This is a genomic window from Kitasatospora sp. NPDC091335 (assembly GCF_044757205.1).
GTDB lineage: Bacteria > Actinomycetota > Actinomycetes > Streptomycetales > Streptomycetaceae > Kitasatospora.
Window position 1 is genome coordinate 84,264 of record NZ_JBIVUM010000007.1, and the last position, 25,397, is coordinate 109,660.

Here is a 25,397-nt window from a genome sequence, read left to right on the forward strand (position 1 = left end):
TCGCCGGCGCCGTCCGCCGGGCCGACGGCGACCTGGACGGCCGCGCCGTCCGTCGCGGTGAGCACCAGCGGGGCCTGGAGCACCAGTTCCCGGAGCAGGGCGCAGCCGGCCTGTTCGCCGGCCCGCAGGGCCATCTCCACGAAGGCCGCGCCGGGCACCAGGGTGCGGCCGAGCACGGCGTGGTCGGCGAGCCACGGGTGGCTCGTGGTGGAGAGCCGTCCGGTCAGCACGACGGCGTCGTCGGTGAGCGGGACGGCGGCGCGCAGCAGCGGGTGGCCGGCGGTGACCTGGCCGACGGCGGCGGCGTCGTGCGCGGCGAGGGGCCTGGGCCAGAAGCGCTCGCGCTGGAAGGCGTAGGTGGGCAGGGCGACGGGCCCGGCGGCGGGCAGCACGCCGGTGGCGTCCACCGGGACGCCGGCCGTCCAGAGTTCGGCGAGGACGTTCAGGAAGCGCTCGGCGCCGCCGTCGTCGCGCCGCAGGGTGCCGACCGCGGTGAGCGTGGTGCCGGCGTCCTCGGCGGTCTCCTGGAGGGCGACCGAGACGACGGGGTGCGGGCTGCACTCGACGAACACCGAGCGGCCGTCGGCGAGCAGGGCGCGGGTGGCCTGTTCGAAGCGGACGGTGGAGCGCAGGTTGTCGTACCAGTACCGGGCGTCCATCCGGACGGTGTCGATCGGCTCGCCGGTCAGCGTGGAGTACAGCGGGACGCGGGAGGTCCGCGGGCTGATCCCGGCGAGGTCCGTCAGGACCCGTTCGCGGACCCGCTCCACCTGGGCGGAGTGCGAGGCGTAGTCGACGGGGATGCGGCGGGCGCGGACGTCGCGCTCCTCGCAGAGCGTCATCAGTTCGTCCAGGGCGTCCGGTTCGCCGGACACGACGGTGGACGAGGGGCCGTTGAAGGCGGCCACCGAGATCCGGCCGTCGAAGGGCGCGATCAGCTCCCCGACCACCGCGCTGCCGGCGGCGACGGACACCATGCCGCCGTCACCGGCGAGTTCGATCAGGGCCCGGCTGCGCAGCGCGACCACCCGGGCGCCGTCCTCGACGGACAGGGCGCCGGCCACCACGGCGGCGGCGATCTCGCCCTGGGAGTGGCCGATCACGGCCGAGGGGCGGACGCCGTGGGCCCGCCACACCTCGGCGAGCGAGACCATCACGGCCCAGAGCACCGGCTGGATCACGTCCACCCGGTCCAGGGCCGCGGCCTCCCGCAGCACCTCGGTCAGCGACCAGTCCGTGTACGGCGCCAGCGCCGCCTCGCACTCGGCCAGCCGACCGGCGAACTCCGGTGACCAGTCGGCGAGTTCGCGCGCCATGCCGACCCACTGGGAGCCCTGCCCCGGGAAGACGAAGGCCACCGAACGGCTGTCGCGCTCCTGGGCGACGCCGGTGACCACCCCGGCCCTGGCCGTGTCGTCGGCGAGCGCCGCCAGGCCGTCCAGCAGTTCGGCCCGGTCGCTGCCGAGCACCGCCGCGCGGTGGTCCAGGGCGGCCCGGGAGAGCAGCGCCCGGCCGATCTCCGCCCCGGTGAGCTCGTCGCGCTCGGCGGCGAAGGCGCCCAGTCGCGCGGCCTGGGCCACCAGCCCGGCCCGGGTGCGGGCGGACAGGAACCACGGGAGCACCCCGGGGCCGGTCTCCGGGGCGGTCGCGGCCTCGATGGCGGCCGGGGCCTCGGTGACGACCGGCGCGGCCTCCAGGATGACGTGGGCGTTGGTGCCGCTCATGCCGAACGAGGAGACGCCGGCCCGGCGCGGCCGGTCCACGGCCGGCCACGGCCGCGCCTCGGCCAGCAGCTCGACCGCGCCCGCCGCCCAGTCCACGTGCGGCGAGGCCGCGTCCACGTGCAGGGTGGCCGGGAGCCGCCCGTGCCGCAGGGCCTGCACCATCTTGATCACCCCGGCGACGCCGGCCGCGGCCTGGGTGTGCCCGATGTTCGACTTGACCGAGCCGAGCCACAGCGGCCGGTCGGCCGGGCGGTCCTGACCGTACGTCGCGAGCAGCGCTCCGGCCTCGATCGGGTCGCCGAGCCGGGTGCCGGTGCCGTGCGCCTCGACGGCGTCCACGTCGGCGGTGGTCAGTCCGGCGTTGGCGAGCGCCTGGCGGATCACCCGCTCCTGCGAGGGCCCGTTGGGCGCGGTGAGGCCGTTGGAGGCGCCGTCCTGGTTGAGCGCGCTGCCGCGCACCACCGCGAGCACCCGGTGGCCGTTCGCGCGGGCGTCGGAGAGCCGCTCCAGCACCAGCATGCCGACGCCCTCGGACCAGCCGGTGCCGTCCGCCTCGGCGGAGAACGGCTTGCAGCGGCCGTCCGCGGCGACGCCGCCCTGCCGGCTGAACTCGGCGAAGATCTCCGGCCCCGCCAGCACCGTGACACCGCCGGCCAGGGCCATCGCGCACTCGCCGCCGCGCAGCGCCTGCGCCGCCAGGTGCAACGCGACCAGCGAGGAGGAGCAGGCGGTGTCCACCGTGACGGCGGGGCCCTCCAGGCCGAAGGTGTACGAGACCCGGCCGGAGATCACGCTGTTCGAGGTGCCCGCGAGGACGTGCCCCTCGGCCGTGGTGGAGAGGTCGGTGCCGATGCCGTAGTAGGAGGTCCCGGCGCCGAGGAAGACGCCGATCTGCTCGCCGCGCACCGAGGTCGGGTCGACGCCCGCGGCCTCGAACGCCTCCCAGGCGGCCTCCAGCGAGAGCCGCTGCTGCGGGTCCATCGCCAGCGCCTCGCGCGGGGAGATGCCGAACAGGGCCGCGTCGAACTCGGTGGCGTCGGGGAGGAAGCCGCCGGTGAGCGCGTACGGCGCGTCCGCGGTCTCGGCCTCCCAGCCGCGGTCGGCGGGGAAGCCGGTCATGCCGTCGCCGCCGTCGGCGAGCAGCGCCCAGAGCCGCTCCGGGCTGTCGGCGCCGCCCGGCAGGCGGCAGCTCATCCCGACGATGACGACCGGGTCCCGGTCGGTGGCCACCGCGGCGGCCTGGGCCGCCACCGGGACGTCCCGGCCGCCGAGCAGTTCGCCGAGCAGGTACTCGGCGAGCGCGGCCGGGCTCGGGTGGTCGAAGACCAGGGTGGCGGGCAGCCGCAGGCCGGTGGCGGCCTGCATCCGGTTGCGCAGTTCCACCGAGGTCAGCGAGTCGAAGCCGGCCTCCTTGAAGGCGCGGCCGGCCGCGACGGCCTCCGGGGAGGCGTGGCCGAGCACCAGGGCGGTCTGCTCGCGGACCAGGTCGACCAGCAGCGGGAGCCGGCCGTCCGGCTGGACGGCGGCGAGCCGCTGGGTGAGGCTCGCGGCGGTCGGGGCGTCGCTGGCCCGGCGCAGCGCGGCGCCGACCAGGGAGCGCAGCATCGGCGGCGGTCCTGCCGGGTCGCCGCGCAGCGCGGCGACGTCGAGGTTGGAGGTGACCAGGTGGGCGCGCGGCACCGTGCCGGCGACGTCGAACAGGGCCATGCCCTGCGCGGTGGTCAGCGGGGCGCCGACCCTGGCCGCCCGCGCCAGGTCGGCGCCGGTGAGGTGGCCGGTGATGCCGCTGGACTCCGCCCACAGGCCCCAGGCCAGCGAGGCGCCGGCCAGGCCGCGGGCCCGGCGGTGCGCGGCCAGCGCGTCCAGGAAGCCGTTCGCCGCCGCGTAGTTGCCCTGTCCGGGCGGGCCGAGCACCGCCGCGACGGAGGAGAACAGCACGAACATCGCGAGGTCGCGGTCGGCGGTCAGCTCGTGCAGGTGGAGCGCGGCGTCCGCCTTCGGGCGCAGCACGGTGGCGAGCTGTTCGGTGGTGAGGGCGGTGACGACGCCGTCGTCGACCACGCCCGCGGTGTGCACGACGCCGGTCAGCGGGTGCTCGGCGGGGATCCGCGCGAGCAGCGCGGCCAGCGCGTCCCGGTCGGCGGCGTCGCAGGCCGCGACGGTCGCCTCGGCACCCAACTCCGTGAGCTGCTCGACCAGTTCGGCCGCGCCGGGGCTGTCGGCGCCGCGCCGGCTGAGCAGCAGCAGGTGCCGTACGCCGCGTTCGGTGACCAGGTGGCGGGCCAGCAGGCCACCGAGGGTGCCGGTGCCGCCGGTGATCAGCACGGTGCCCTCGGGGTCGAGCGGCGCCGGGACGGTGACCACGTTCTTGCCGACGTGCCTGGCCTGGCTGATGTGCCGGAACGCGGCGGGCGCCTCGCGGACGTCCCAGGCGGTGATCGGCAGCAGCCGCAGCGCACCGGACTCGAACAGCCCGAGCACCTCGGTGAGGATCTCGCCCATCCGCTGCGGGCCGGCCTCGGAGGGGTCGAAGGCGCGGTAGCGCACGCCCGGGTGGTCGGCGGCGACCCGCTCGGCGTCGCGCGGGTCGGCCTTGCCCATGTCGGCGAAGCGCCCGCCGTCGGCGAGCAGCCGCAGCGAGGCGTCCATGAACTCGCCGGCCAGCGAGTTGAGCACCACGTCCACGCCCCGGCCGCCGGTGGCGGCGCGGAACGACTCCTCGAAGCCGAGGTCGCGGGAGGAGGCGAGGTGGGCGTCGTCCAGTCCGGCGGCTCGCAGCACGTCCCACTTGCCGGCGCTGGCGGTGCCGTACACCTCCAGGCCCAGATGGCGGGCGAGCTGGACGGCGGCCATGCCCACGCCGCCGGCCGCGGCGTGCACCAGCACCGACTCCCCCGGCCTGGCGGCGGCCACGTCCACCAGACCGTAGTAGGCGGTCACGAAGACGACCGGCATCGAGGCGGCCTCGGTGAAGGTCCAGCCGGCCGGGATCCGGGCGAGCCGGCGCCGGTCGGCGACGGCGACCGGGCCGAAGCCGCCGGGGAACAGGCCGAGGACCCGCTCGCCGACGGCCAGGTCGGTGACGTCCGCACCGACCTCCAGGACGACGCCGGCGCCCTCGGAGCCGAGTTCGGCGCGCTCGGGGTACATGCCGAGCGCGAGCAGCACGTCGCGGAAGTTCACGCCGGCCGCGCGGACGCCGATCCGGACCTCGCCGGGGCCGAGCGGCCGCTCGGCGGTGTCGGCGGGCAGCAGCCGCAGGCTGGTCAGGATGCCGGGCTCGGTGGGGTCGAGGGTCCAGGCGGCGGCGTCCTCGGGGACGGTCAGCGCGGCGGAGGCGGGCACCCGGACCAGCCGGGGCGCGTAGAGGGCGCCGGCGCGGGCGGCGAGCTGGTTCTCCCCCAGTTCGACGGCCCGGCGGACCAGGGCCCAGTCGGCGGTGCCGTCGTCGTCGAGCAGCAGCAGGCGGTCCGGGTGCTCGGACTGGGCCGAGCGGAGCAGGCCCCAGACGGCGGCGCCCGCCGGGTCGGCGGGTTCCTCGCCCGGCTGCACGGCGGCGGCGCCGCGGGTGACGACCACCAGGCGGGCGGCCTCGTCCCGGTCGCCGGTCAGCCAGCGCCGGGCGGCGTCGAGCGCCGCGCCGGTGGCGGTGCGGGCGCGGGCGGCGGCGTCGCCGGTCGCCTCGACCCGGTGCAGCACCAGGGCGGCGGAGGCCAGGCCGGCCTCGACCTCGGCCAGCTCGGCGACCGGGCAGGGCTCGGCGGCGGCGCCGGCCGGCAGCGCGGTCCACTCGACCGCGAACAGCGCGTCGCCGGCCTCCGCGCGGCGGGTGTCCCGCCGCCCGGTGGGCGTCGGGCGCAGGGTCAGCGAGCGGACGTCGGCGACCGGGGCGCCGGTGGCGTCGGCGACCCGGATCGAGATCGCGTCCCGGCCCGCGGGGGCGAGCCTGACCCGGGCGACGGACGCACCGGTGGCGTGCAGGGACACCCCGGACCAGACGAAGGGCAGCGGCGTGGCGCCGGCGCCGTCGAGGAAGCCGCCGACGGTGGTGGCGTGCATGGCGGCGTCGAGCAGCGCCGGGTGGACGCCGTAGCCGCCGGCCTCCTCGGCCGCGTCCGCGGGCAGGGCGATCTCGGCGTAGACCGCGTCCTCGGCCCGCCAGGCCGCGCGCAGCCCGCGGAAGACCGGCCCGTAGCCGTAGCCGGCCTCGGTCAACCGGTCGTAGTAGCCGTCCAGTTCGACCGGTTCGGCGCCGGCCGGCGGCCAGGCGGAGAGGTCGTACGGCGCGGTCTCCGGCCGGGTGGCCAGGGCGCCGGAGGCGTGCCTGGTCCAGCCGGCCGCGCCGTCGGCCTGGGCGTGCACGGACACCGGGCGGTCGCCGGACTCGTCGGGGTCGCCGACCCGCACCTGGATGCGCACGCCGCCGGTGGCGGGGACGGCCAGCGGGGCCTCGACCATCAGCTCCCGCAGCGCGGTGCAGCCGACCTCCCGGCCGGCCCGCAGGGCCAGCTCCACGAAGCCGGTGCCGGGCAGGATGGCCGTGCCGCGCACGGCGTGGTCGGCCAGCCAGGGCTGCGCGGCGAGCGACAGCCGGCCGGTCAGCAGCGCGCCCTCGCCGTCGGCGAGCGGCACGGCGGCGGTGAGCAGCGGGTGCTCGGTGCGCAGCAGGCCGTCGGAGGCCACGTCGGCGGCGCGGCCCGGGCGCAGCCAGTACCGCTGCCGCTGGAAGGCGTACGGGGGCAGGGTGATCCGCCGGGCGCCGCGATCGGCGAGCACGGCGGACCAGTCCACCGCGGCGCCGCCGGTCCAGACGGTGGCGACGGCGCCGAGCAGGGTGTCGGCCTCGGGCCGCTCGCCCCGGGAGGCGGGCACCAGGACGGCGCCGTCCCGGCCGTCGGCGTCCAGGGTCAGGCGCGCCATGGCGGTGAGCACCGCCTCGGGGCCGACCTCCAGGAAGCGGCCGGCGCCCTGGCCGGCGAGCCAGCGCACGCCGTCGGCGAACCGGACGGCTTCGCGGACGTGCCGCACCCAGTACCCGGGGTCGCAGACCTCCTCGGCGCCGACGGCGGTGCCGGTCAGGTTCGAGACCAGCGGGATGCGCGGCGGGTGGTAGTCCAGGCCCTCGGCGACGGCCGCGAACTCGGCGAGCATCGGCTCCATCAGGGCGGAGTGGAAGGCGTGCGAGACCCGCAGCCGGCTGGTCCGCCGGCCCTCGGCGCGCCAGCGCCCGGCCAGTTCGTCGATCGCGTCCTGCGGTCCGGAGACCACGACCGCCCGGGGCCCGTTGACAGCGGCGATGCCGACCGGGCCGTCGGAGGCGGCGAGCGCCTCGGCGGCCCCGGCCTCGTCGATCTCGACGGCGAGCATCGCGCCGCCCTCGGGCAGCGCCTGCATCAGCCGGCCGCGCGCCGCGACCAGGGTGCAGGCGTCGTCGAGCGACAGCACGCCGGCGGCGTGCGCGGCGGCGATCTCGCCGATGGAGTGGCCGAGCAGGAAGTCCGCCCGCACCCCCCAGTCCTCCAGCAGCCGGAACAGGGCCACCTCGAAGGCGAACAGCGCGGCCTGGGTGTGGACGGTGCGGTCGAGCAGGGCGGCCACGGGGGTGCCCGCCTCGGCGAACATCACCTCGCGCAGCGGGTGGTCCAGCTCGGTGTCGAGCCGGGCGCAGACGGCGTCCAGGGCGTCGGCGAACACCGGGAAGGCGGCGTAGAGGGCGCGGCCCATGCCGGGGCGCTGGGAGCCCTGGCCGGAGAACAGGAACGCCGAGCGGCCGTCGGCGGTCTCGCCGCGCAGCACGCCGGGCGCCTCGGCGCCGCCGGCCAGCGCGGTGAGGCCGGCCAGCAGGCCGGGGCGGTCGGCGGCCAGCACGACGGCGCGCCGTGCCAGGCCGGTCCGGCCGGTGGCCAGCGACAGCGCGACGTCGGCCGGGTCGGCGTCGGTGCCGGCCGCGGCGAAGACGTGCAGCCGCTCGGCCTGGGCGGCCAGCGCCGCCGGGTCGGCGGCGGACAGCAGCCAGGGCAGCGGCACGCCGTCGACGGGCGCGGTGGGCCGCCGCGGCGCGTCCGGGGCGGGGGCCTGCCCGGCCGGGGCGCTCTCCAGGATGACGTGGGCGTTGGTGCCGCTGACGCCGAAGGAGGAGACACCGGCCCGCAGCGGCCGGCCCTGCTCGGGCCAGGGCCGGGCGGCGGCCAGCAGTTCGACGGCGCCGGCCGACCAGTCCACGTGCGGCGAGGCCGCGTCCAGGTGGAGCAGCCCCGGCAGCTCGCCGTGGCGCATCGCCATGACCATCTTGATCACGCCGGCGACACCGGCGGCGGCCTGGGTGTGGCCGATGTTGGACTTGACCGAGCCGAGCCACAGCGGCCGGTCGGCCGGGCGGTCCTGACCGTACGTGGCGAGCAGCGCCTGGGCCTCGATCGGGTCGCCGAGCCGGGTGCCGGTGCCGTGCGCCTCGACCGCGTCGACCTCGCCGGCCTCCAGCCGGGCGTTGGCCAGCGCCTGGCGGATCACCCGCTGCTGGGCGGGGCCGTTCGGGGCGGTGAGGCCGTTGGAGGCGCCGTCCTGGTTGACCGCGCTGCCGCGCAGCACGGCCAGCACCCGGTGCCCGTGGCGCCGGGCGTCGGAGAGCCGCTCGACGAGCAGCATGCCCACGCCCTCGGACCAGCTGGTGCCGTCCGCCGCCGCCGAGAACGGCTTGCAGCGGCCGTCGACGGCGAGGCCGCGCTGGCGGCTGAACTCGATGAAGGAGTCGGGCGACACCATGACGGTCACGCCGCCCGCGAGGGCGATGGAGCACTCGCCGGAGCGCAGCGCCCCGGCGGCCATGTGCAGGGCCACCAGCGAGGAGGAGCAGGCGGTGTCCACCGTGACGGCGGGGCCCTCCAGGCCGAAGGTGTACGCCAGCCGGCCGGAGGCGACGCTGGTCGTGGTGCCGGTCAGCACGTGGCCCTCGACGCCGTCGGGCAGCGCCGCGCCCTGCCCGTAGCCGGAGGAGGTCATGCCGACGAAGACGCCGCCCTGGCTGCCGCGCACGCCGGCCGCGTCGATCCCGGCGTCCTCGAAGGCCTCCCAGGCGGACTCCAGCAGCAGCCGCTGCTGGGGGTCCATCGCGAGGGCCTCGCGCGGGGAGATGCCGAACAGGGCGGCGTCGAAGTCGCCCGCCCCGGCGAGGAAGCCGCCGGAGGTGACGTAGGTGCGGCCCTGGCGGTCGGGGTCGGGGTGGTAGAGGCCCTCGACGTCCCAGCCGCGGTCGCCGGGGAAGCCGCCGATGGCGTCCCCGCCCTCGGCGACCAGCCGCCAGAGGTCCTCGGGGCCCTCGACGCCGCCGGGGAAGCGGCAGCTCATGCCGATGATCGCGATCGGCTCGTCGGTGGCGGCGGTGGCCGTCGCGACCGGTCCCGCGTCGAGCCCGCCGACCAGGAAGCGGGTCATCTCGCCGATGGTCGGGTGGTCGAACACGGCGGTGGCGGGCACCGGGGTGCCGGTGCCGGCCGCCAGGCGCTTGCCCAGTTCCACGGCCGTCAGCGAGTCGAAGCCGAGGTCCTTGAAGGTGCGGCCGGTCTCCAGGCCGCTCGGGTCGGCGTGTCCGAGCACCGCCGCGACCTCGGCGCGGACCACGGCCAGGGTCTCGCGCTCGCGCTCGGCGGCGGACAGGGCGGCGATCCGGCCGCCGAACGCCGGGCCGCTGCCGGGCGCGGCCTCGGCCGTCGCGGTGCGCGGCCCCGGCAGGTCGGCGAGCAGCGGGCTGGGCCGGGCGGAGGTGAAGGAGGCGGTGAAGACCGGCCAGTCGACGTCGGCGACGACCACGGCGGTCTCGTCCCGGTCGACGGCCCGGTCCAGCGCGGCCAGGGCCAGCCGGGGGTCCATGGCGGGGATGCCGCGGCGGCTCAGGAAGTCCGCGCCGCGGCCGTCCGGGCCGCCGGACCACGGGCCCCAGGCGACGGCGGTGGCGGGCAGGCCCAGCGAAGCGCGGTGCTCGGCCAGGGCGTCCAGGTAGGCGTTGCCGGCCGCGTAGGCGGCCTGGCCGCCGCTGCCCCAGACGCCGGCGATCGAGGAGAACAGCACGAAGGCGTCCAGCGGCGCGTCCGCGAGGGCGGCGTGCAGCTGGGCGGCGCCGGCGGTCTTGGCGGCGAGGACGGCTTCGAAACCGGCCCGGCCGCTCAGCTCCAGGGCCTCGGTGGGGCCGGTCTCCGCGGTGAAGACCACGCCGGCGACGGGGTGCTCGGCGAGCAGCGCGGCGAGCGCGGCGCCGTCCCCGAGGTCCACCGCGACGGCCTCGGCCGGAGTACCGGCCTCGGTCAACTCCTCGGTGAACTCCAGGAGTTCGCCATCCAGACCGGTGGCGGCCAGCAGCAGGCGTTCCGCGCCGCGGCCGGCCGCCCAGCGGGCGGCCTGCCGGCCGAGGGCGCCGTCGGCCCCGGTGACCAGGACGGTCCCGGACAGCCGCCCCGGCTCACCGGCGGGTGCGGGTTCGGGGGCGCGCAGCAGCCGGGCCGCGAAGGTCCCGGAGGAGCGTACGGCCGTCTGGTCCTCGCCGATGGCGCCGGACAGGACCGCGGCCAGCCGCCGGCCGGCCCGCGCGTCGAGCACCGGCGGCAGGTCGACCAGGCCGCCGCAGCGGTCCGGGTGCTCCAGCGCCAGCGACCGGCCGAAGCCCCAGAGCTGGGCCTGCACCGGGTGGTCGAGGCGGTCGGCGCGGCCGGTGGAGACGGCGCCGCGGGTCAGGTTCCACAGCGGGGCGGCGATCCCGGCGTCGCCGAGCGCCTGCACCAGGGTCAGCGAGACGGCCAGGCCCGCGGGCAGCGCGGTGCCGGGCAGCGGATCCTCGGCCAGGCCGGCCAGCGAGACCACCCCGGCGAGCGGCTCGGCCGGCGGGACGGCACCGAGGAGCGCCCCGGCCAGCGCCGTCCGGTCCACGGCCGGGTCGGCGACGACCAGGGTGACGGTCTGCGCCCCGGCGGCGCGGATCGCGGTGACGACCTCCTCGGCGGCGGCCTCCTCGGTGGCCACCACCAGCCAGGTGCCGGTCAGGGCGGCCGTGCCACGCGCGCCGTCCACCGGCTTCCAGCCGATCCGGTAGCGCCAGGAGTCCAGCGTCGAGCGGTCCCGGCGGCGGCGCCGCCAGTCGGCCAGCGCGGGCAGCACCGAGCCGAGCAGCTCGGGGGTGTCGTCCAGCCGCAGCGCCTCGGACAGTTCGGCCAGGTCCTCGCGCTCGACCGCGTCCCAGAACCGGGCCTCGGCCGGGTCGCTCTCGGCGGCCTGCGCGGTGGCCTGCTCCAGCCAGTAGCGCTCGCGCTGGAAGGCGTACGTCGGCAGCTCGACGCGGCGGCCGGCGGGCACGACCGCGGTGAAGTCGACGGCCACACCGGCCGTCCAGGCCTCGGCCAGGGCGGTCAGCAGCCGGCCGGGGCCGCCCTGTCCACGCCGCAGCGTGCCGAGCACGGCCGCCTCGGTCCCGACCGCGTCGGCGGTCTCCTGCACGCCGACGGTCAGGACCGGGTGCGGACTGCACTCCACGAACACCGACCGGCCGCCGCCCAGCAGCGCCCGGGTCGCCTCCTCGAAACGGACCGGGGAGCGCAGGTTGTCGAACCAGTACTCCGCGCCCATCCGCGCGGTGTCGATCGGGGTACCGGTCAGCGTGGAGTACAGCGGCACGGTGGAGGTCACCGGAGCGATCTCGCCCAGCTCCGCCAGGATGCGCTCACGCAGCCGGTCCACCTGGGCCGAGTGCGAGGCGTAGTCCACCGGGATCCGACGGGCTCGCACCTCACGGGCCTCGCAGAGCGCCATCAGCTCGTCCAGCGCGTCCGGTTCACCCGAAACCACCGTCGAGGAAGGACCGTTGAAGGCCGCCACCGAGATCCGGCCGTCGAAGGACGCGATCAGCCCCTCGACCACCGCGCTGCCCGCCGCGACGGACACCATCCCGCCGCCACCGGCCAGTTCGGTGATCGCCTGGCTGCGCAGCGCCACCACCCGGGCGCCGTCCTCCACGGACAGCGCACCCGCGACCACCGCGGCCGCGATCTCGCCCTGGGAGTGGCCGACGACGGCGGACGGCTCCACACCGTGCGCCCGCCAGACCTCCGCCAGCGACACCATGACGGCCCACAGCACCGGCTGGACGACGTCGACCCGCTCCAGCTCGGCGGCCTCCCGCAGCACCCCGGTCAGCGACCAGTCCACGTACGGCGCCAGCGCCGCCTCACACTCCGCCAGTCGCGCCGCGAACACCGGTGAGGCCTCGGCGAGTTCCCACGCCATGCCGACCCACTGCGAACCCTGCCCCGGGAACACGAACACCACGTCACCGGGAACCACCCGGCCCCGCACCACACCCTCGCCGCCGAGCACGGCCAGCCCGTCCAGCAGCGCCTGCCGGTCGCCGCCCAGCACCACCGCGCGGTGCTCCAGAGCGGCCCTGGACAGCAGTGCGGACGCCACGTCCGCCACCGCGTCCTCCGGACGCTCCAGCGCGAACTCCCGCAGCCGCTCGGCCTGCCCGGCCAGCGCGGCCGGCGTCTTGCCCGACAACAGCCACGGCACCGGGCCCTCGACGGCCGCCGGCTCCACCGGGCGCGCCGCGGGCGCGGCCTCCAGGATCAGGTGGGCGTTGGTGCCGCTCATGCCGAACGAGGAGACGCCCGCCCGGCGCGGGCGCCCCGCCTCGGGCCAGGGACGCGCCTCGGCCAGCAGCTCCACGGCGCCCGTCGCCCACTCCACGTGCTCGGACGGCTCGTCCACGTGCAGCGTGGCGGGCAGCAGTCCGTGCCGCATCGCCAGCACCATCTTGATCACGCCCGCCACGCCGGCCGCGGCCTGGGTGTGCCCGATGTTGGACTTCACCGAGCCGAGCCACAGCGGCTCGCCCGCCCGCTCCTGGCCGTAGGTGGCGAGCAGCGCGTGCGCCTCGATCGGGTCGCCCAGCGTGGTGCCCGTCCCGTGCGCCTCGACGGCGTCGACCTCGGCGGCCGGGACCCCCGCGTTGGCCAGCGCCTGCCGGATCACCCGCTCCTGGGACGGGCCGTTGGGCGCCGTCAGACCGTTGGACGCGCCGTCCTGGTTGATCGCGGTGCCGCGGATCACCGCGAGCACCTGGTGCCCGTTGCGCCGGGCGTCGGAGAGCCGCTCCAGCATGACCAGGCCGACGCCCTCGGCCAGGCCGAAGCCGTCCGCGCCCGATCCGAAGGCCCGGCAGCGGCCGTCCTGGGACAGTCCGCGCAGCCGGCTGAACTCGATGAACAGGCCGGGGGTGGACATCACGGCGGCGCCGCCGGCCAGCGCCAGGTCGCAGTCCCCGGAGCGCAGCGCCTGCACCGCGAGGTGCATGGCCACCAGCGAGGAGGAGCAGGCGGTGTCCACGGTGACGGCCGGGCCCTCCAGGCCGAGCGCGTACGCGACCCGGCCGGAGGCGACGCTGCCCGCGTTGCCGGTGACCCGGTAGCCCTCGTAGCTCTCCAGGGCGTGGTCCATCCGCGGGCCGTACTCCTGGGTGGCGACACCGGTGAACACGCCGGTGGCGCTGTGCCGCAGCGCGGTCGGGTCGATCCCGGCCCGCTCGACGACCTCCCAGGCCGTCTCCAGCAGCAGCCGCTGCTGCGGGTCGGCCGCCGCGGCCTCGCGCGGGGAGACGCCGAAGAACGCGGCGTCGAAGCGGTCCGCGTCGTGCAGGAAGCCGCCCTCGCGGGTGTACGAGCGGCCCGGCTCGTCGGGGTCGGCGTCGAAGAGCCGGTCGAGGTCCCAGCCGCGGTTGGTGGGCAGCGTGGAGATCACGTCGCCGCCCTCGGCGACGACCTGCCACAGCTCCTCGGGCGAGCCGATGCCGCCGGGGAAACGGCAGCCCATCGCGACGATCGCGATCGGCTCGCCGGGGGCGGCGGTCGCGGCCCTGGCCGCCGTCGGCGCCGGGTCGGCGGCGGTGTCGGAGGTCAGCAGGGCGAGCAGGTGGTCGGCGAGCGCGTTCGGCGTGGGGTGGTCGAAGGCGACGGTGGTGGGCAGCCGCAGGCCCGCCGCCGCGTTCAGCCGGTTGCGGAACTCCACCGCGATCAGCGAGTCGAAGCCGAGGGCCTTGAACGCGCCGTCCACCGCGATCCCGGTCGGGTCGCTGTGGCCGAGCGCGGTCGCGGCGCCGGTGCGGACCAGGTCCAGCAGGGTGCGGCGGCGGTCGGCGGCGGGCAGCGCGGCCAGCCGGTCGGCGAGGCCGCTCGCGCCCGCCGCGGCGGAGGCCCGGCGCAGCGGGGTGCGGATCAGGCCGCGCAGCACGGCGGGGACGGCCTCGGCGCGGCCGGCCGCCTCGGCGACGGCGATCCGGGCCGGGGCGATCAGCGGACGGCCGTCGGCGAGGGCCGCGTCGAAGAGCGCGAGGCCCTGTTCGGCGGTCATCGGCGCCAGGCCGCCGCGCACCAGGCGCGCCCGGTCGGCCTCGCCGAGCCGGCCGCCCATGCCGTCGCCGTGCGCCCAGAGGCCGGAGAGCAGTGCCTGGGCGGGCAGACCGAGGGCGTGCCGGTGCTGGGCGAGGGCGTCGAGGAAGGCGTTGGCGGCGCCGTAGCTGCCCTGGCCCGCGGTGCCGACGGTGCTGGCCAGTGAGGAGAAGACGACGAAGGCGGCCAGGTCGAGGTCGCGGGTGAGCCGGTGCAGGTTCCAGGCCGCGTCGGCCTTGGGGCGCAGCACCGCGTCCAGCTGCTCGGGGCGCAGCCGCTGGACGGAGGCGTCGTCGACGACGCCGGCGGCGTGCACGACGGCGGTCAGCGGGTGCTCGGCGGGGACGGCGGCCAGCAGGGCGGCCAGGGCGTCCGGGTCGGCCGCGTCGCAGGCGGCGGCGGTGACCTCGGCGTCCAGTCCGGCGGTCAGCTCCGCGAGGTCCTCGGCGGGCAGGCCGCGGCGGCCGACCAGCAGCAGGTGGCGGACGCCGTGCGCGGTGACCAGGTGGCGGGCCAGCAGGCGGCCGATGGCGCCGGTGCCGCCGGTCAGCAGGACGGTGCCGTCGGGGTCGAACGGCCTGCGGCCGGGCTCGGCGGCCGGGGCGGCCCCTGCCTTCACCAGCCGGGGCGCCAGCAGGCGGCCGGCCCGCAGCGCGAGCTGCGGCTCGTCGCCGGCCAGGGCGGCCCGCAGGGCCTCGTCGGTGGGCTCGCCGTCGTGGTCGAGGATCAGGATCCGGCCGGGGTGCTCGGCCTGGGCGGTGCGGGCCAGGCCGAGGACGGCGGCCGCGGCGAGGTCGCGGGCCTCCTCGTCCGGGCCGGCCGCGAGGGCCTGGCGGGTGAGCAGGACGAGCCGGGTGTCCGCCCAGGCCTCCTCGGCGAGGAAGGCCTGGAGCAGCGCGAGGGCGGCCCGGGTCAGGGTGTGGGCGCTCTCGGCGGGGGCGGCCTGGTCTCCGGCCACCGGGACGAGGAGGGCCGCGGGTGCCGGGGCGCCGTCCAGCGGGGGCAGGCCGAGCGCGAGGTCGGCGGGCGCGGTCGGACCGGACTCGGCGGGCGCGGCGGTCGCGGGCGCGGTGGTCGCGGGGGCGGCGATCCAGTCGAGCCGGTGGAGCGGGTCGGCGGTGCCCGGGGCGGCGGCCGCCTGCTCCGGGTCGACGGGACGCAGCACCAGCGCGTCGATGTCCAGGACGGGGGCGCCGGCCGGGTCGCTCAGCGTGACGGTGTAGGAGCCGTCGGGGCCGGCCGGGGCGGCGTGCACCCGGACGGTGGTGGCCCCGGCGGCGTGCAGCCGTACGCCGGCGAGGGAGAAGGCGAGCCGGGTCCGCGCCGGGTCGCCGTCGACCAGCAGCACGTGCAGGGCAGCGTCCAGCAGCGCCGGGTGGATGCCGTAGCCGTCGGTCGGGAGGGTGTCGGGGAGGGTGACCTCGGCGAACAGGTCCTCCCCGCGCCGCCAGCCGGCGGTCAGGCCCTGGAAGGCCGGGCCGTAGGCGTAGCCGCGCTCGGCCAGGCCGGGGTAGGCGTCCTGGACCGGGAGCGGGACGGCGTCGGCGGGCGGCCAGGCGCCCCGCGGTGCGGGCGCGGCGGCCGGCTCGGCGCTCAGCGCGCCGGTGGCGTGCCAGGTCCAGGGGCGGTCCTCGGCGGCCGCGCGCGGCCGGGAGTGGACGGTGACCGGGCGGCGGCCCGTCCCGTCCGGCGGCAGCAGCACCACCTGGATCTGGACCTGGCCGTCCGCCGGGAGGATCAGCGGGCTCTGCAGGGTGAGGTCCTCCAGCTGCGGGAAGCCGCAGCGCAGGCCCGCGTGCAGGGCGAGGTCGACGAGCGCGGAGCCGGGCAGCACGACGGCGCCGAGGACGACGTGGTCGCCGAGCCAGGGCTGGTCGGCGGTGGAGAGGCGGCCGGTGAGGACCAGGGTGTCGTCGCCCGCGAGGGTGACCGCGGCGCCGACCAGCGGGTGGTCGGCGGGGTCGAGGCCGAGGCCGGTGGCGTCGGTCGTGCCGGCGCCGGGCGCCAGCCAGTACCGCTCGCGCTGGAAGGGGTAAGTGGGCAGCGGAACGCGCCGGGCGGAGCCGGGGAGGCCGTGCGTCCAGTCCACCTCGACGCCGCCGACGTACGCCTCGGCGAGCGCGCCGAGGAACCGCTCGGGGCCGCCCTGGTCGCGGCGCAGGGTGCCGAGGACGGCGCCGCCGCGGCCGTCGGCCTCCAGGGTCTCCTGGATGCCGAAGGTGAGCACCGGGTGGGGGCTGGACTCGATGAAGGTGCGGTGGCCGGCCGCGAGCAGCGCGCGCACGGTGGGCTCGAAGCGGACGACCTGTCGCAGGTTGCGGAACCAGTAGTCGGTGTCGAGCCCGGTGGTCGCCAGCAGGCCGCCGGTGACGGTGGAGTAGAAGGCGGTGTGGCCCTCCTGGGGCTCGATGCCGGCGAGGGCGGCGGCCAGTTCCTCGCGCAGCGGGTCGACGGCCGGGGAGTGCGAGGCGTAGTCGACCGGGACGCGCCGGGCGCGGATGTCCTGGGCCTGGCACTCCTCGATGAGCTCGTCGAGGGCGTCGCCCTCGCCGGCGACCACGGTGGCGGTGGGGCCGTTGTGCGCGGCGACGCCGATCCGGCCGTCGAAGCGGGCGATCCGTGCCTCGACCTCGGCGGTCGGCAGCGGGATCGACGCCATGCCGCCGGTGCCCGCGATGGCGCGCAGGTAGCGGCTGCGCAGCGCGACGATGCGGGCGGCGTCCGCGAGGGTGAGGCCGCCGGCGACGTGCGCGGCGGCGATCTCGCCCTGGGAGTGGCCGATGACGGCGGCGGGGACGACGCCGCAGTGCCGCCAGAGCTTCGCCAGCGACACCATCACGGCGAACAGCGCGGGCTGCACCACGTCGACGCGTTCCAGCGTGGGGGCGCCGGGGGCGCCGTGCAGCACGTCGATCAGCGACCAGTCGGTGTGCGGGGCGAGGGCCTCGGCGCAGGCGGTGAGTTCGGCGCGGAAGACCTCGGAGGTGGCGTACAGCCCGGCGGCCATGCCGGCCCACTGCGAGCCCTGGCCGGGGAAGACGAACACCGGGCCGTCGGGGGCGCCGGCGGTGCCGGTGGTCAGGTGGGGCGCGGGCAGCTCCTGGGCCAGGGCGTCCAGGCCGGCCAGCAGTTCGGCGCGGTCGGCGGCGACCACCACGGCGCGCTGGTCGAAGGCGGCCCGGCCGGTCAGCGACAGGCCGATGTCGGCGAGGGCGGGGCTCGGCCCGTCCTGGCCGCGGACGGCCTCGGCGAGGCGGGCGGCCTGGGCGCGCAGCGCGGCCTCGCCGCGGGCGGCCAGCGGGAACGGCAGCGGCCCGGTGGGGCCGGTCTCGGCGGCCGGGGCCGGCACCGGGGCGGCCTGCGGCGCGCTCTCGACGATCATGTGGGCGTTGGTGCCGCTGATGCCGAAGGAGGACACCGCCGCCCGGCGCGGACGGTCGCGCTCCGGCCAGTCCCTGGCCTCGGTGAGCAGCCGGACGGCGCCGGCGCTCCAGTCCACCCGGCCGGAGGGGGTGTCGGCGTGCAGGGTGCGCGGCAGGGTGCCGTGCCGCATCGCCTGCACCATCTTGATGATCCCGGCGACGCCCGCGGCGGCCTGGGTGTGCCCGAGGTTGGTCTTCACCGAGCCGAGCCAGAGCGGGTCCCCGGCGGGGCGGCCCTGCCCGTAGGTGGCCAGCAGGGCGCCGGCCTCGATCGGGTCGCCGAGGGCGGTGCCGGTGCCGTGCGCCTCGACGGCGTCCACGTCGGCGGCGGTCAGCCCGGCGCCGGCCAGCGCCTGCCGGATCACCCGCTCCTGGGAGGGGCCGTTGGGCGCGGACAGGCCGTTGGAGGCGCCGTCCTGGTTGATCGCGCTGCCGCGGATCACGGCCAGCACCGGGTGGCCCAGCCGCTCGGCGTCGGAGAGCCGCTCCAGTGCGAGCAGGCCGACGCCCTCGCCCCAGCCGGTGCCGTCGGCGCCGTCGGCGAAGGCCTTGCAGCGGCCGTCGGCCGACAGGCCCTGCTGCTTGCTGAACTCGATGAACATGCCGGGCGTGGCCAGCACGGTGGCGCCGCCGGCCAGGGCCAGGGCGCACTCGCCGAGGCGCAGCGACTGGGCGGCCAGGTGCAGGGCGACCAGCGAGGAGGAGCAGGCGGTGTCCACGGTGACGGCCGGGCCCTCCAGGCCGAGCACGTAGGCGATCCGGCCGGAGGCGACGCTCGCGGTGTTGCCGGTCAGCAGGTGGCCTTCCAGGTCGGCCGGGGCCTCGTGCAGCCGGGGGCCGTAGTCCTGGGCGGTGGCGCCGACGAACACGCCGGTACGGCTGCCGCGCAGCTCGGCGGGGTGGACGCCGAGGCGCTCGACGGCCTCCCAGGCCGTCTCCAGCAGCAGCCGCTGCTGCGGGTCCATGGCGAGGGCCTCGCGCGGGGAGATGCCGAAGAACGCCGCGTCGAAGCGGGTCGCGTCGGTCAGGAACGCCCCGGCGGGGGTGAGCGTGCCGGTCGGGTTGCGGCCCTCGTCGGCGTAGACGCCCGCGATGTCCCAGCCGCGGTCCTCGGGGAAGCCGGTGACCAGGTCGCGGCCCTCGAAGACGGCCTGCCACAGGGCCTCGGGGGTGTCGATGCCGCCCGCGTAGCGGCAGCTCATGGCGACGATCGCGATCGGCTCGTCGCTCGCGGCGCCGGGGGCGGGGGTGCCGGGCGTGACGGTGGCGGGCTCGCCGTAGAGCAGGCCGGAGAGGTGGCCGGCCAGGCGCAGCGGGGTCGGGTGGTCGTAGACCAGGGAGTCCGGCAGCCGCAGCCGGGTGGCGGCGGCGAGGCGGTCGCGCAGTTCGACGGCGGTGAGCGAGTCGAGGCCGAGGTCGCGGAAGGTGAGCCGGGCGTCGACGTCGCCGGGGCTCTGGTAGTCGAGGACGGCGGCGACCTGGGCGCGGATCTGGTGCAGCAGCGCCCGTTCGTCCCGCTGTTCGTCCCGCCGCTCGTCCTGCCGCTCGGCGAGAGGCTCGGTGACGGGCTCGGCCGGTGTGACGGCCGGGGCCTGCGCGGCGGGAACGGGCCCGGCGGCCGGCCGGGCGGGGGCGTCCAGCCAGAAGCGGCGGCGCTGGAAGGCGTAGGTGGGCAGGTCGACCGGCCGGGGGTCGTGGCCGGCGAAGACGGCGTCCCAGTCGGGCGTCACCCCGACGGTGTGCAACAGGGCCACGGCGCCGAGCAGGGTCTGCGCGTCGTCGCGGTCCTTGCGCAGAGCCGGGGCGAGCGCGCCCTCGGCGCCGGCCTGCCGGGCCATCGCGCACAGCACGCCGTCCGGGCCGAGTTCGAGGAAGCGGGTGACGCCCTGGCCGTCGAGCGTCTCGACGCCGTCGGCGAAGCGGACGGCCTCGCGGACCTGGCGGACCCAGTAGTCGGGGGTGGTGAGCAGCCCGGGTTCGGCGATCGCGCCGGTCAGATCGGAGACGATCGGGATGCGCGGCTCGGCGAAGGTCAACTGCTCCAGGACGGCAGCGAATTCGGCGAGCATCGGCTCCATCAGCGCCGAGTGGAAGGCGTGCGAGACGGTCAGCCGACTGGTCTTGCGGCCCTCGGCCTTCCAGCGGACGGCGAACTCGTCCACCACCTCGGCGGGGCCCGAAACCACCACCGAGGAAGGCCCGTTGACGGCCGCGACGTCCAGCCGCCCGCCGATCTCCGCACGCACCTCGGCCTCGCCCGCCTGCACGGCGAGCATCGCGCCACCCTCCGGCAGCGCCTGCATCAGCCGGCCACGCGCCGCGACCAGCGCACACGCGTCGGCCAGCGAGAACACCCCCGCGACGTGCGCCGCCGCGATCTCACCGATCGAGTGCCCGAGCAGGAACTCCGGTACCACGCCCCAGGATTCCAGCAACCGGAAGGTGGCCACCTCGACGGCGAACAGCCCCGCCTGCGCCCACACCGTCCGGTCCAGGTCCACGCCCTCGAAGACGACCTCGCGCACCGGCCGGTCGAGGTGGAGACCCAGCTCCGCGCAGACCGCGTCGAAGGCCTCGGCGTAGACCGGGAACGCCTCGTACAGCCCGCGCCCCATCCCGGCCCGCTGCGAGCCCTGGCCGGTGAACAGGAAGGCCGTCCGGCCCTCGTCGGTCTCGCCGGAGACCACTCCGCGCACGGGCTCGCCGGCGGCCAGCGAGCCGAGGCCGCGCAGCAGTTCGTCCCGGGACCGGCCGACCACGACGGCCCGGCGGGCGAAGGCGGCGCGGGTGGTGGCCAGGGAGTGGCCGATGTCGGCCGGGTCGGCGGCCGGGTCGGCCTCCAGGTGGGCGCGCAGCCTGGCGGCCTGCTCGCGCACCGCGTCCTCGGTGCGGCCGGACAGCGGCCAGAGCACCGGTGCGTCGTCGGCGGCGGTCCGCTCGCGCGGGGCCTCCGCCCGGCCCGGCCACTCGGTGAGCACGACGTGGCAGTTGGTGCCGCCCATGCCGAAGGAGCTGACGCCCGCGATCCGCGGGCCCTCGGGCCAGGGTTCGAGGGCGGTCTGCACCCGCAGGCCGAGTTCGTCCAGCGGGATGCGCGGGTTGGGGCGCTCGAAGTTGAGGCTGGGCGGGAGCTGCCGGTGGGTCACCGACAGCACGGCCTTGAGCAGGCCGGCGGCGCCGGCGGCGCCTTCCAGGTGGCCGATGTTGGTCTTGGCGGAGCCGACCCGCAGCGCGGTGCCCGGGGTGCGTCCCGCGCCGAGCACGGCGCCGAGGGCCGCCGCCTCGATCGGGTCGCCCACGGCGGTGCCCGTGCCGTGCAGTTCGACGTAGCGGACCGCGTCGGGGGCGATGCCGGCCCGGCGGTAGGCGGCGCTCAGCACGTCGGCCTGGGCGTCGCGGCTCGGGGTGGTGAGGCTGTCGCCGCCGCCGTCGTTGTTGACGGCGCTGCCGCGGATGACGGCGTAGATCCGGTCGCCGTCGGCGACGGCCCTGGCGACGGTCTTGAGCGCGACGACGACGCCGCCCTCGCCGCGGACGTAGCCGTTGGCTCGCTCGTCGAAGGTGTGGCAGCGACCGTCCGGGGAGAGCGCGCCGAAGCGGGCCGCGCCGACGGTGCTCTCCGGGGCCGCGATCAGGTGCACGCCGCCCGCCAGGGCGAGGGTGGCCTCGCCGCGCCGCAGGCTGTCGGCGGCCACGTGCACCGCGACCAGCGAGGAGGACTGTCCGGCGTCGACGGTCATGCTGGGGCCGCGCAGCCCGACGGCGTAGGAGACCCGGTTGGCGATCAGGCCGCGTTGCAGGCCGGCCAGCGAGTGGGGGCCGATGGCCGCGGCGCCGCCGCGCTGGGCGAGGGTGGCGTAGTCGGAGGCCATCACGCCGACGAAGACGCCGGTGCGGCTGCCGCGCAGGGCGTCCGGGACGATCCGGGCGTCCTCCAGCGCCTCCCAGCTCAGCTCCAGCATCAGCCGCTGCTGGGGGTCCATGGCGGTGGCCTCGCGCGGCGAGATGCCGAAGAAGCCGGGGTCGAACCCGTCGATCCGGTCGAGGAATCCGCCCTGGCGCGGCACGCCCTCGGCCGGCAGGTCGCCGCGGTCGAGGGGGAACTCGCCGATCGCGTCCACGCCGTCGCAGAGCAGTTTCCAGAAGGCCCGCGGTGTCGTGGCGCCCGGCAGTCGGCAGGCGAGTCCTACGACGGCGATGGCAGCGTCATCGGCAGGGAACTCAGGCATGGCCACCTCAACACTTGATGCGCCGGAAATTGCCGTACGAAATGCACGGGTGGACGTTCGTCCACCGCGTCGACCTGGCGGATTCGGTGCTTCACACAGGGCCACCGCGACTGTCCGGGAGGAGTTCCCGTCCGACCCGGTGGCGCATCCTCCGCGAGCTTAGGGAGCGAACCCACCGGCACCAACCCCTAAGCGGGGCGGGCGCCGTCCCCGGACCGCGGCCCCACAGTTAGGGGTTCGGTCCGGGGCGTTTCCCGCAGGACCAGGGCCCTGTCCTGCGGGTTCCTGCCGGAATGCTGCCCGGGGACCTGCCTGGCCCCTGCCGGTCCCCGGGCCGCGCGCCACGCCGGGATCAGCCGGCCGACAGGGGGAACTCCTGGAGCCCCCGGATGATGAAGGAGCCGCGCCTGCGCACGGGTCCGGCCTGCCGCAGGTCGGGCAGCCGGGTGATCAGGGTCTGGTACGCCACCTCGGCCTCGAACTTGGCCAGCGGCGCGCCGAGGCAGTAGTGGATGCCCGCCGAGAACGCCAGCGTGTCGTTGCGGCTGGACCGGGTGATGTCGAAGCGCTCCGGATCGGGGAAGACCTTCGGGTCCCGGTTGGCCCCGGCGGCCACGATCGCCAGTTCGTCGTCGACCGCCAGCGTGACGCCGGCCAGCTCGACCGGCTCGTGCGCGATCCGCCGGTAGGTCTGCACCGGCGGGTCGTAGCGCAGCGTCTCGTTCACCGCGCCCTGGGCCAGCTCCGGGTCCTCGGCCACCATCCGCCACTGCTCGGGGTGGCGCAGCAGCGCCAGGATGCCGTTGCCGATCAGGTTGACGGTGGTCTCGGTGCCGGCCAGCGGCAGGAACATGCACAGCGGCAGCAGCTCCGCCATGGTCAGGCTGCCCTCGTCGACCAGCGGCAGCATCCGGCTGATCATGTCCTCGCGCGGATCGGACCTGCGCTGCTCGACGATCCGGCCGAACAGCTCGGCCATCCCGTCGAGCGCCGCGTGCACGCTCACCGACTTCTCGTAGGTGACCACGCCGTCCAGCAGGGGGGTGATCTCGCGGCTGAGCAGGTGGAACCGCTCCCGGTCCTCCTCGGGGATGCCGACCAGGTCGCCGATCACCGCGGTCGGCAGGTGGTGGGCGAAGGAGGTCATCAGGTCGAACCGGCCGCCCTTGGCCAGGATGTCGTCGATCAGCCGGTGGCAGATCGCCTCCGCCCGGCCCCGCCAGCGCTCGACGATGCGCGGGTTGAAGGTCGGCACGGTCATCCGGCGCAGCCGGGTGTGGTCCGGCGGGTCGAGGCCGAGCATGGAGTTGTCGAAGTTCATGAACTCCGGCACCTTGTCGCCGTTCGCCATGCGCACGCCGAAGCGCTTGTCCCGCAGCACCTGGTTGGCGAGCTCGTGGTCGGCGGTGACCCAGGTGTTGAGCGGGCTGTGGTACAGCACGCCGCGCGCCCGGATCGCCTCGTACGCCGGGTAGGGGTTGTCCGGTGCGCTCAGCACCTTGGCGTACGGATCGCCGTCGGCGGCGAGCTTGCGCACCAGGTCGTGGAAGAAGCGCATCTGCGCCCGGAGTTGCCGCTCACTCGACTCCATCGGTCCCGTGCCCCTTCAGCCTCCGCGAATTGGGGCCGAGCGTAGGCACGGGCGCCCTGTACCGGACACCCCTAACCGCCGCCCGGGGAGGGGAAATAGGGGCCCCCGGAGCGGGTCGCGACGACTGGGGGGCGGGCGGAGCACTCCGGGTGTCAACCATTCGATCGCGGGAAGTTCCACCGTACGGATATCGCCGGGTCGATCCGCGCGAAACGGTGCGAGCCGGACACTGGTGGGACCTTAGAGGACGGAGGGCAGGACCGTGTCAGCGATCGTCGTGTCGAGCCTGCGGATGCAATACGGCCAGAAGGTCGTCGTGGACGGAATCTCGTTCGAAGTGCAGGAGGGGGAGATCTTCGGGATCCTCGGCCCCAACGGGGCCGGGAAGAGCACGACGGTCGAGAGCATCGCCGGGCTGCGCAAGCCGACCGGCGGCACCATCTCGGTGTACGGCCTGGACCCGCAGCGCGACGCCTCCAAGCTGCACCAGATCCTGGGCATGCAGCTCCAGAAGAGCGAGATGCCGGACAAGCTCCGGGTCGCCGAGGCGATGCAGCTGTACGCCTCCTTCTACGACGACAGCGCCGACTGGCGGGAGCTGCTCGCCGAGCTGAACCTGCTGGACAAGCTGGACAGCCCGTTCGCCAGCCTCTCCGGCGGTCAGAAGCAGCGGCTGTCGATCGCCCTGGCCCTGGTCGGCAACCCGAAGGTGGCCGTGCTGGACGAGCTGACCACCGGTCTGGACCCGGCGGCCCGGCGGGACACCTGGGAGCTGATCGAGCAGGTCAGGTCGCGCGGCATCACCGTCCTCCTGGTCACCCACTTCATGGAGGAGGCCGAGCGGCTCTGCGACCGGCTGGCCCTGATCGACGGCGGCAAGATCGTCGCCCTGGACACCCCGGCCGGGCTGGTGGCTGGCGTCGGCGCCGAGCAGAAGGTGCGCTTCCGCCCGACCTCCCACCTCGACGACTGGATCCTCACCTCGCTGCCCGAGGTGACGTCGGTCGAGCGGCACGGCGCCCAGGTCGTCGTCACCGGCACCGGCAACCTGGTGTACGCGGTCACCTCCGCGCTGGCCCGCAACCAGATCGTCGCCGCCGACCTGCGGGCCGAACTGGCCAGCCTGGAGGACGCGTTCCTCGCCCTGACCGGCCGCCGGTTCGACCACCCCTCGCGCTGACTCCCCGCCCCCGGACCAAGACCAGACCCCCTGTAAGGAGACCCCCGTGCGGGCGATGAACCGACTCACGGCCGTGGAGTTCAAGCTCTTCCTGCGAGACCCCGCCGCCTACTTCTGGACGCTGCTCTTCCCGGTCGCCCTGGTGGTGATCATCGGCAGCATCCCTTCCTCCCGGGAGATCAACCCGGACCTCGGCCAGCGCAGCATCGACTACTTCACCCCCGTCCTGGTGGTGCTGGCCTTCGCGCTGACCGGTCTCTTCATCACCCCGACCTACCTGGTCGGCTACCGGGAGAAGGGCATCCTGCGCCGGCTCTCGACCACTCCGGTGGGCCCGGCCCGGGTGCTGATCGCCCAACTCGTGGTCCAGGCCACCGTCTCCACCGCCACCACCATCCTGGTGCTGGCCACCTCCCGGCTGCTGTGGGACGTCAAACTCCCGGAGAAGCCCGCCGCCTTCGCACTCGCGTTCTTCCTCTCGGTCGCGGCGGTCCTGTGCATCGGGCTCTTCCTGGCGTCCGTGATGAAGACCACCAAGGCCGCGACGGGCGCGGGCAGCATGCTCTTCTTCCCCCTGATGTTCTTCGCGGGCCTCTACGTGCCGCGCCAGCAGATGCCCGAAGCCGTCAACAAGATCGGCGACTACACCCCGCTGGGCGCTTCCGTTCAGGCCTTCGGGGACGTGGCCAAGGGTCACATGCCGGGAGCCACACCGCTGTTGGTGCTCGCCGCCTACTGCCTGGTCTTCGGCGTGCTGGCGGCGCGGCTCTTCCGCTGGGAGTAGGAATAGTCTGGATCATCCGCGGCCGGGGCGTCCGGCCGCGGCACC

4 protein-coding genes (1 of these 4 only partly in view) are annotated in these 25,397 nt (G+C 76.4%); 2 read left to right on the forward strand and 2 right to left on the reverse strand.

What is annotated here, in order from left to right:
- Nucleotides 1-21,797, reverse strand: the 5' portion of a protein-coding gene (locus tag ACIQOW_RS17305; RefSeq protein WP_401085380.1) for a type I polyketide synthase. Its footprint begins 16,006 nt before the window's first position; only the first 21,797 of its 37,803 coding nucleotides appear in the window; its start codon is at nucleotides 21,795-21,797; its stop codon lies beyond the left edge, outside the window.
- 352 nt (nucleotides 21,798-22,149) lie between these two features.
- Complete coding sequence (locus tag ACIQOW_RS17310) at nucleotides 22,150-23,388, reverse strand: cytochrome P450 (RefSeq protein ID WP_401085383.1); 1,239 nt, start codon at nucleotides 23,386-23,388, stop codon at nucleotides 22,150-22,152.
- A 262-nt stretch (nucleotides 23,389-23,650) separates the two neighbouring features.
- Between ACIQOW_RS17310 and ACIQOW_RS17315 the strand changes: the two genes are divergently transcribed.
- Both ACIQOW_RS17315 and ACIQOW_RS17320 read left to right on the forward strand, forming a co-directional pair.
- Nucleotides 23,651-24,568: an ABC transporter ATP-binding protein gene (locus ACIQOW_RS17315; RefSeq protein WP_317620373.1), complete on the forward strand. Its 918-nt coding sequence runs from the start codon at nucleotides 23,651-23,653 to the stop codon at nucleotides 24,566-24,568.
- 55 nt (nucleotides 24,569-24,623) lie between these two features.
- On the forward strand, nucleotides 24,624-25,352 hold the full coding sequence (locus tag ACIQOW_RS17320) for an ABC transporter permease (protein WP_188299916.1): 729 nt from the start codon (nucleotides 24,624-24,626) through the stop codon (nucleotides 25,350-25,352).
- The last annotated feature ends 45 nt before the right edge of the window (nucleotides 25,353-25,397 follow it).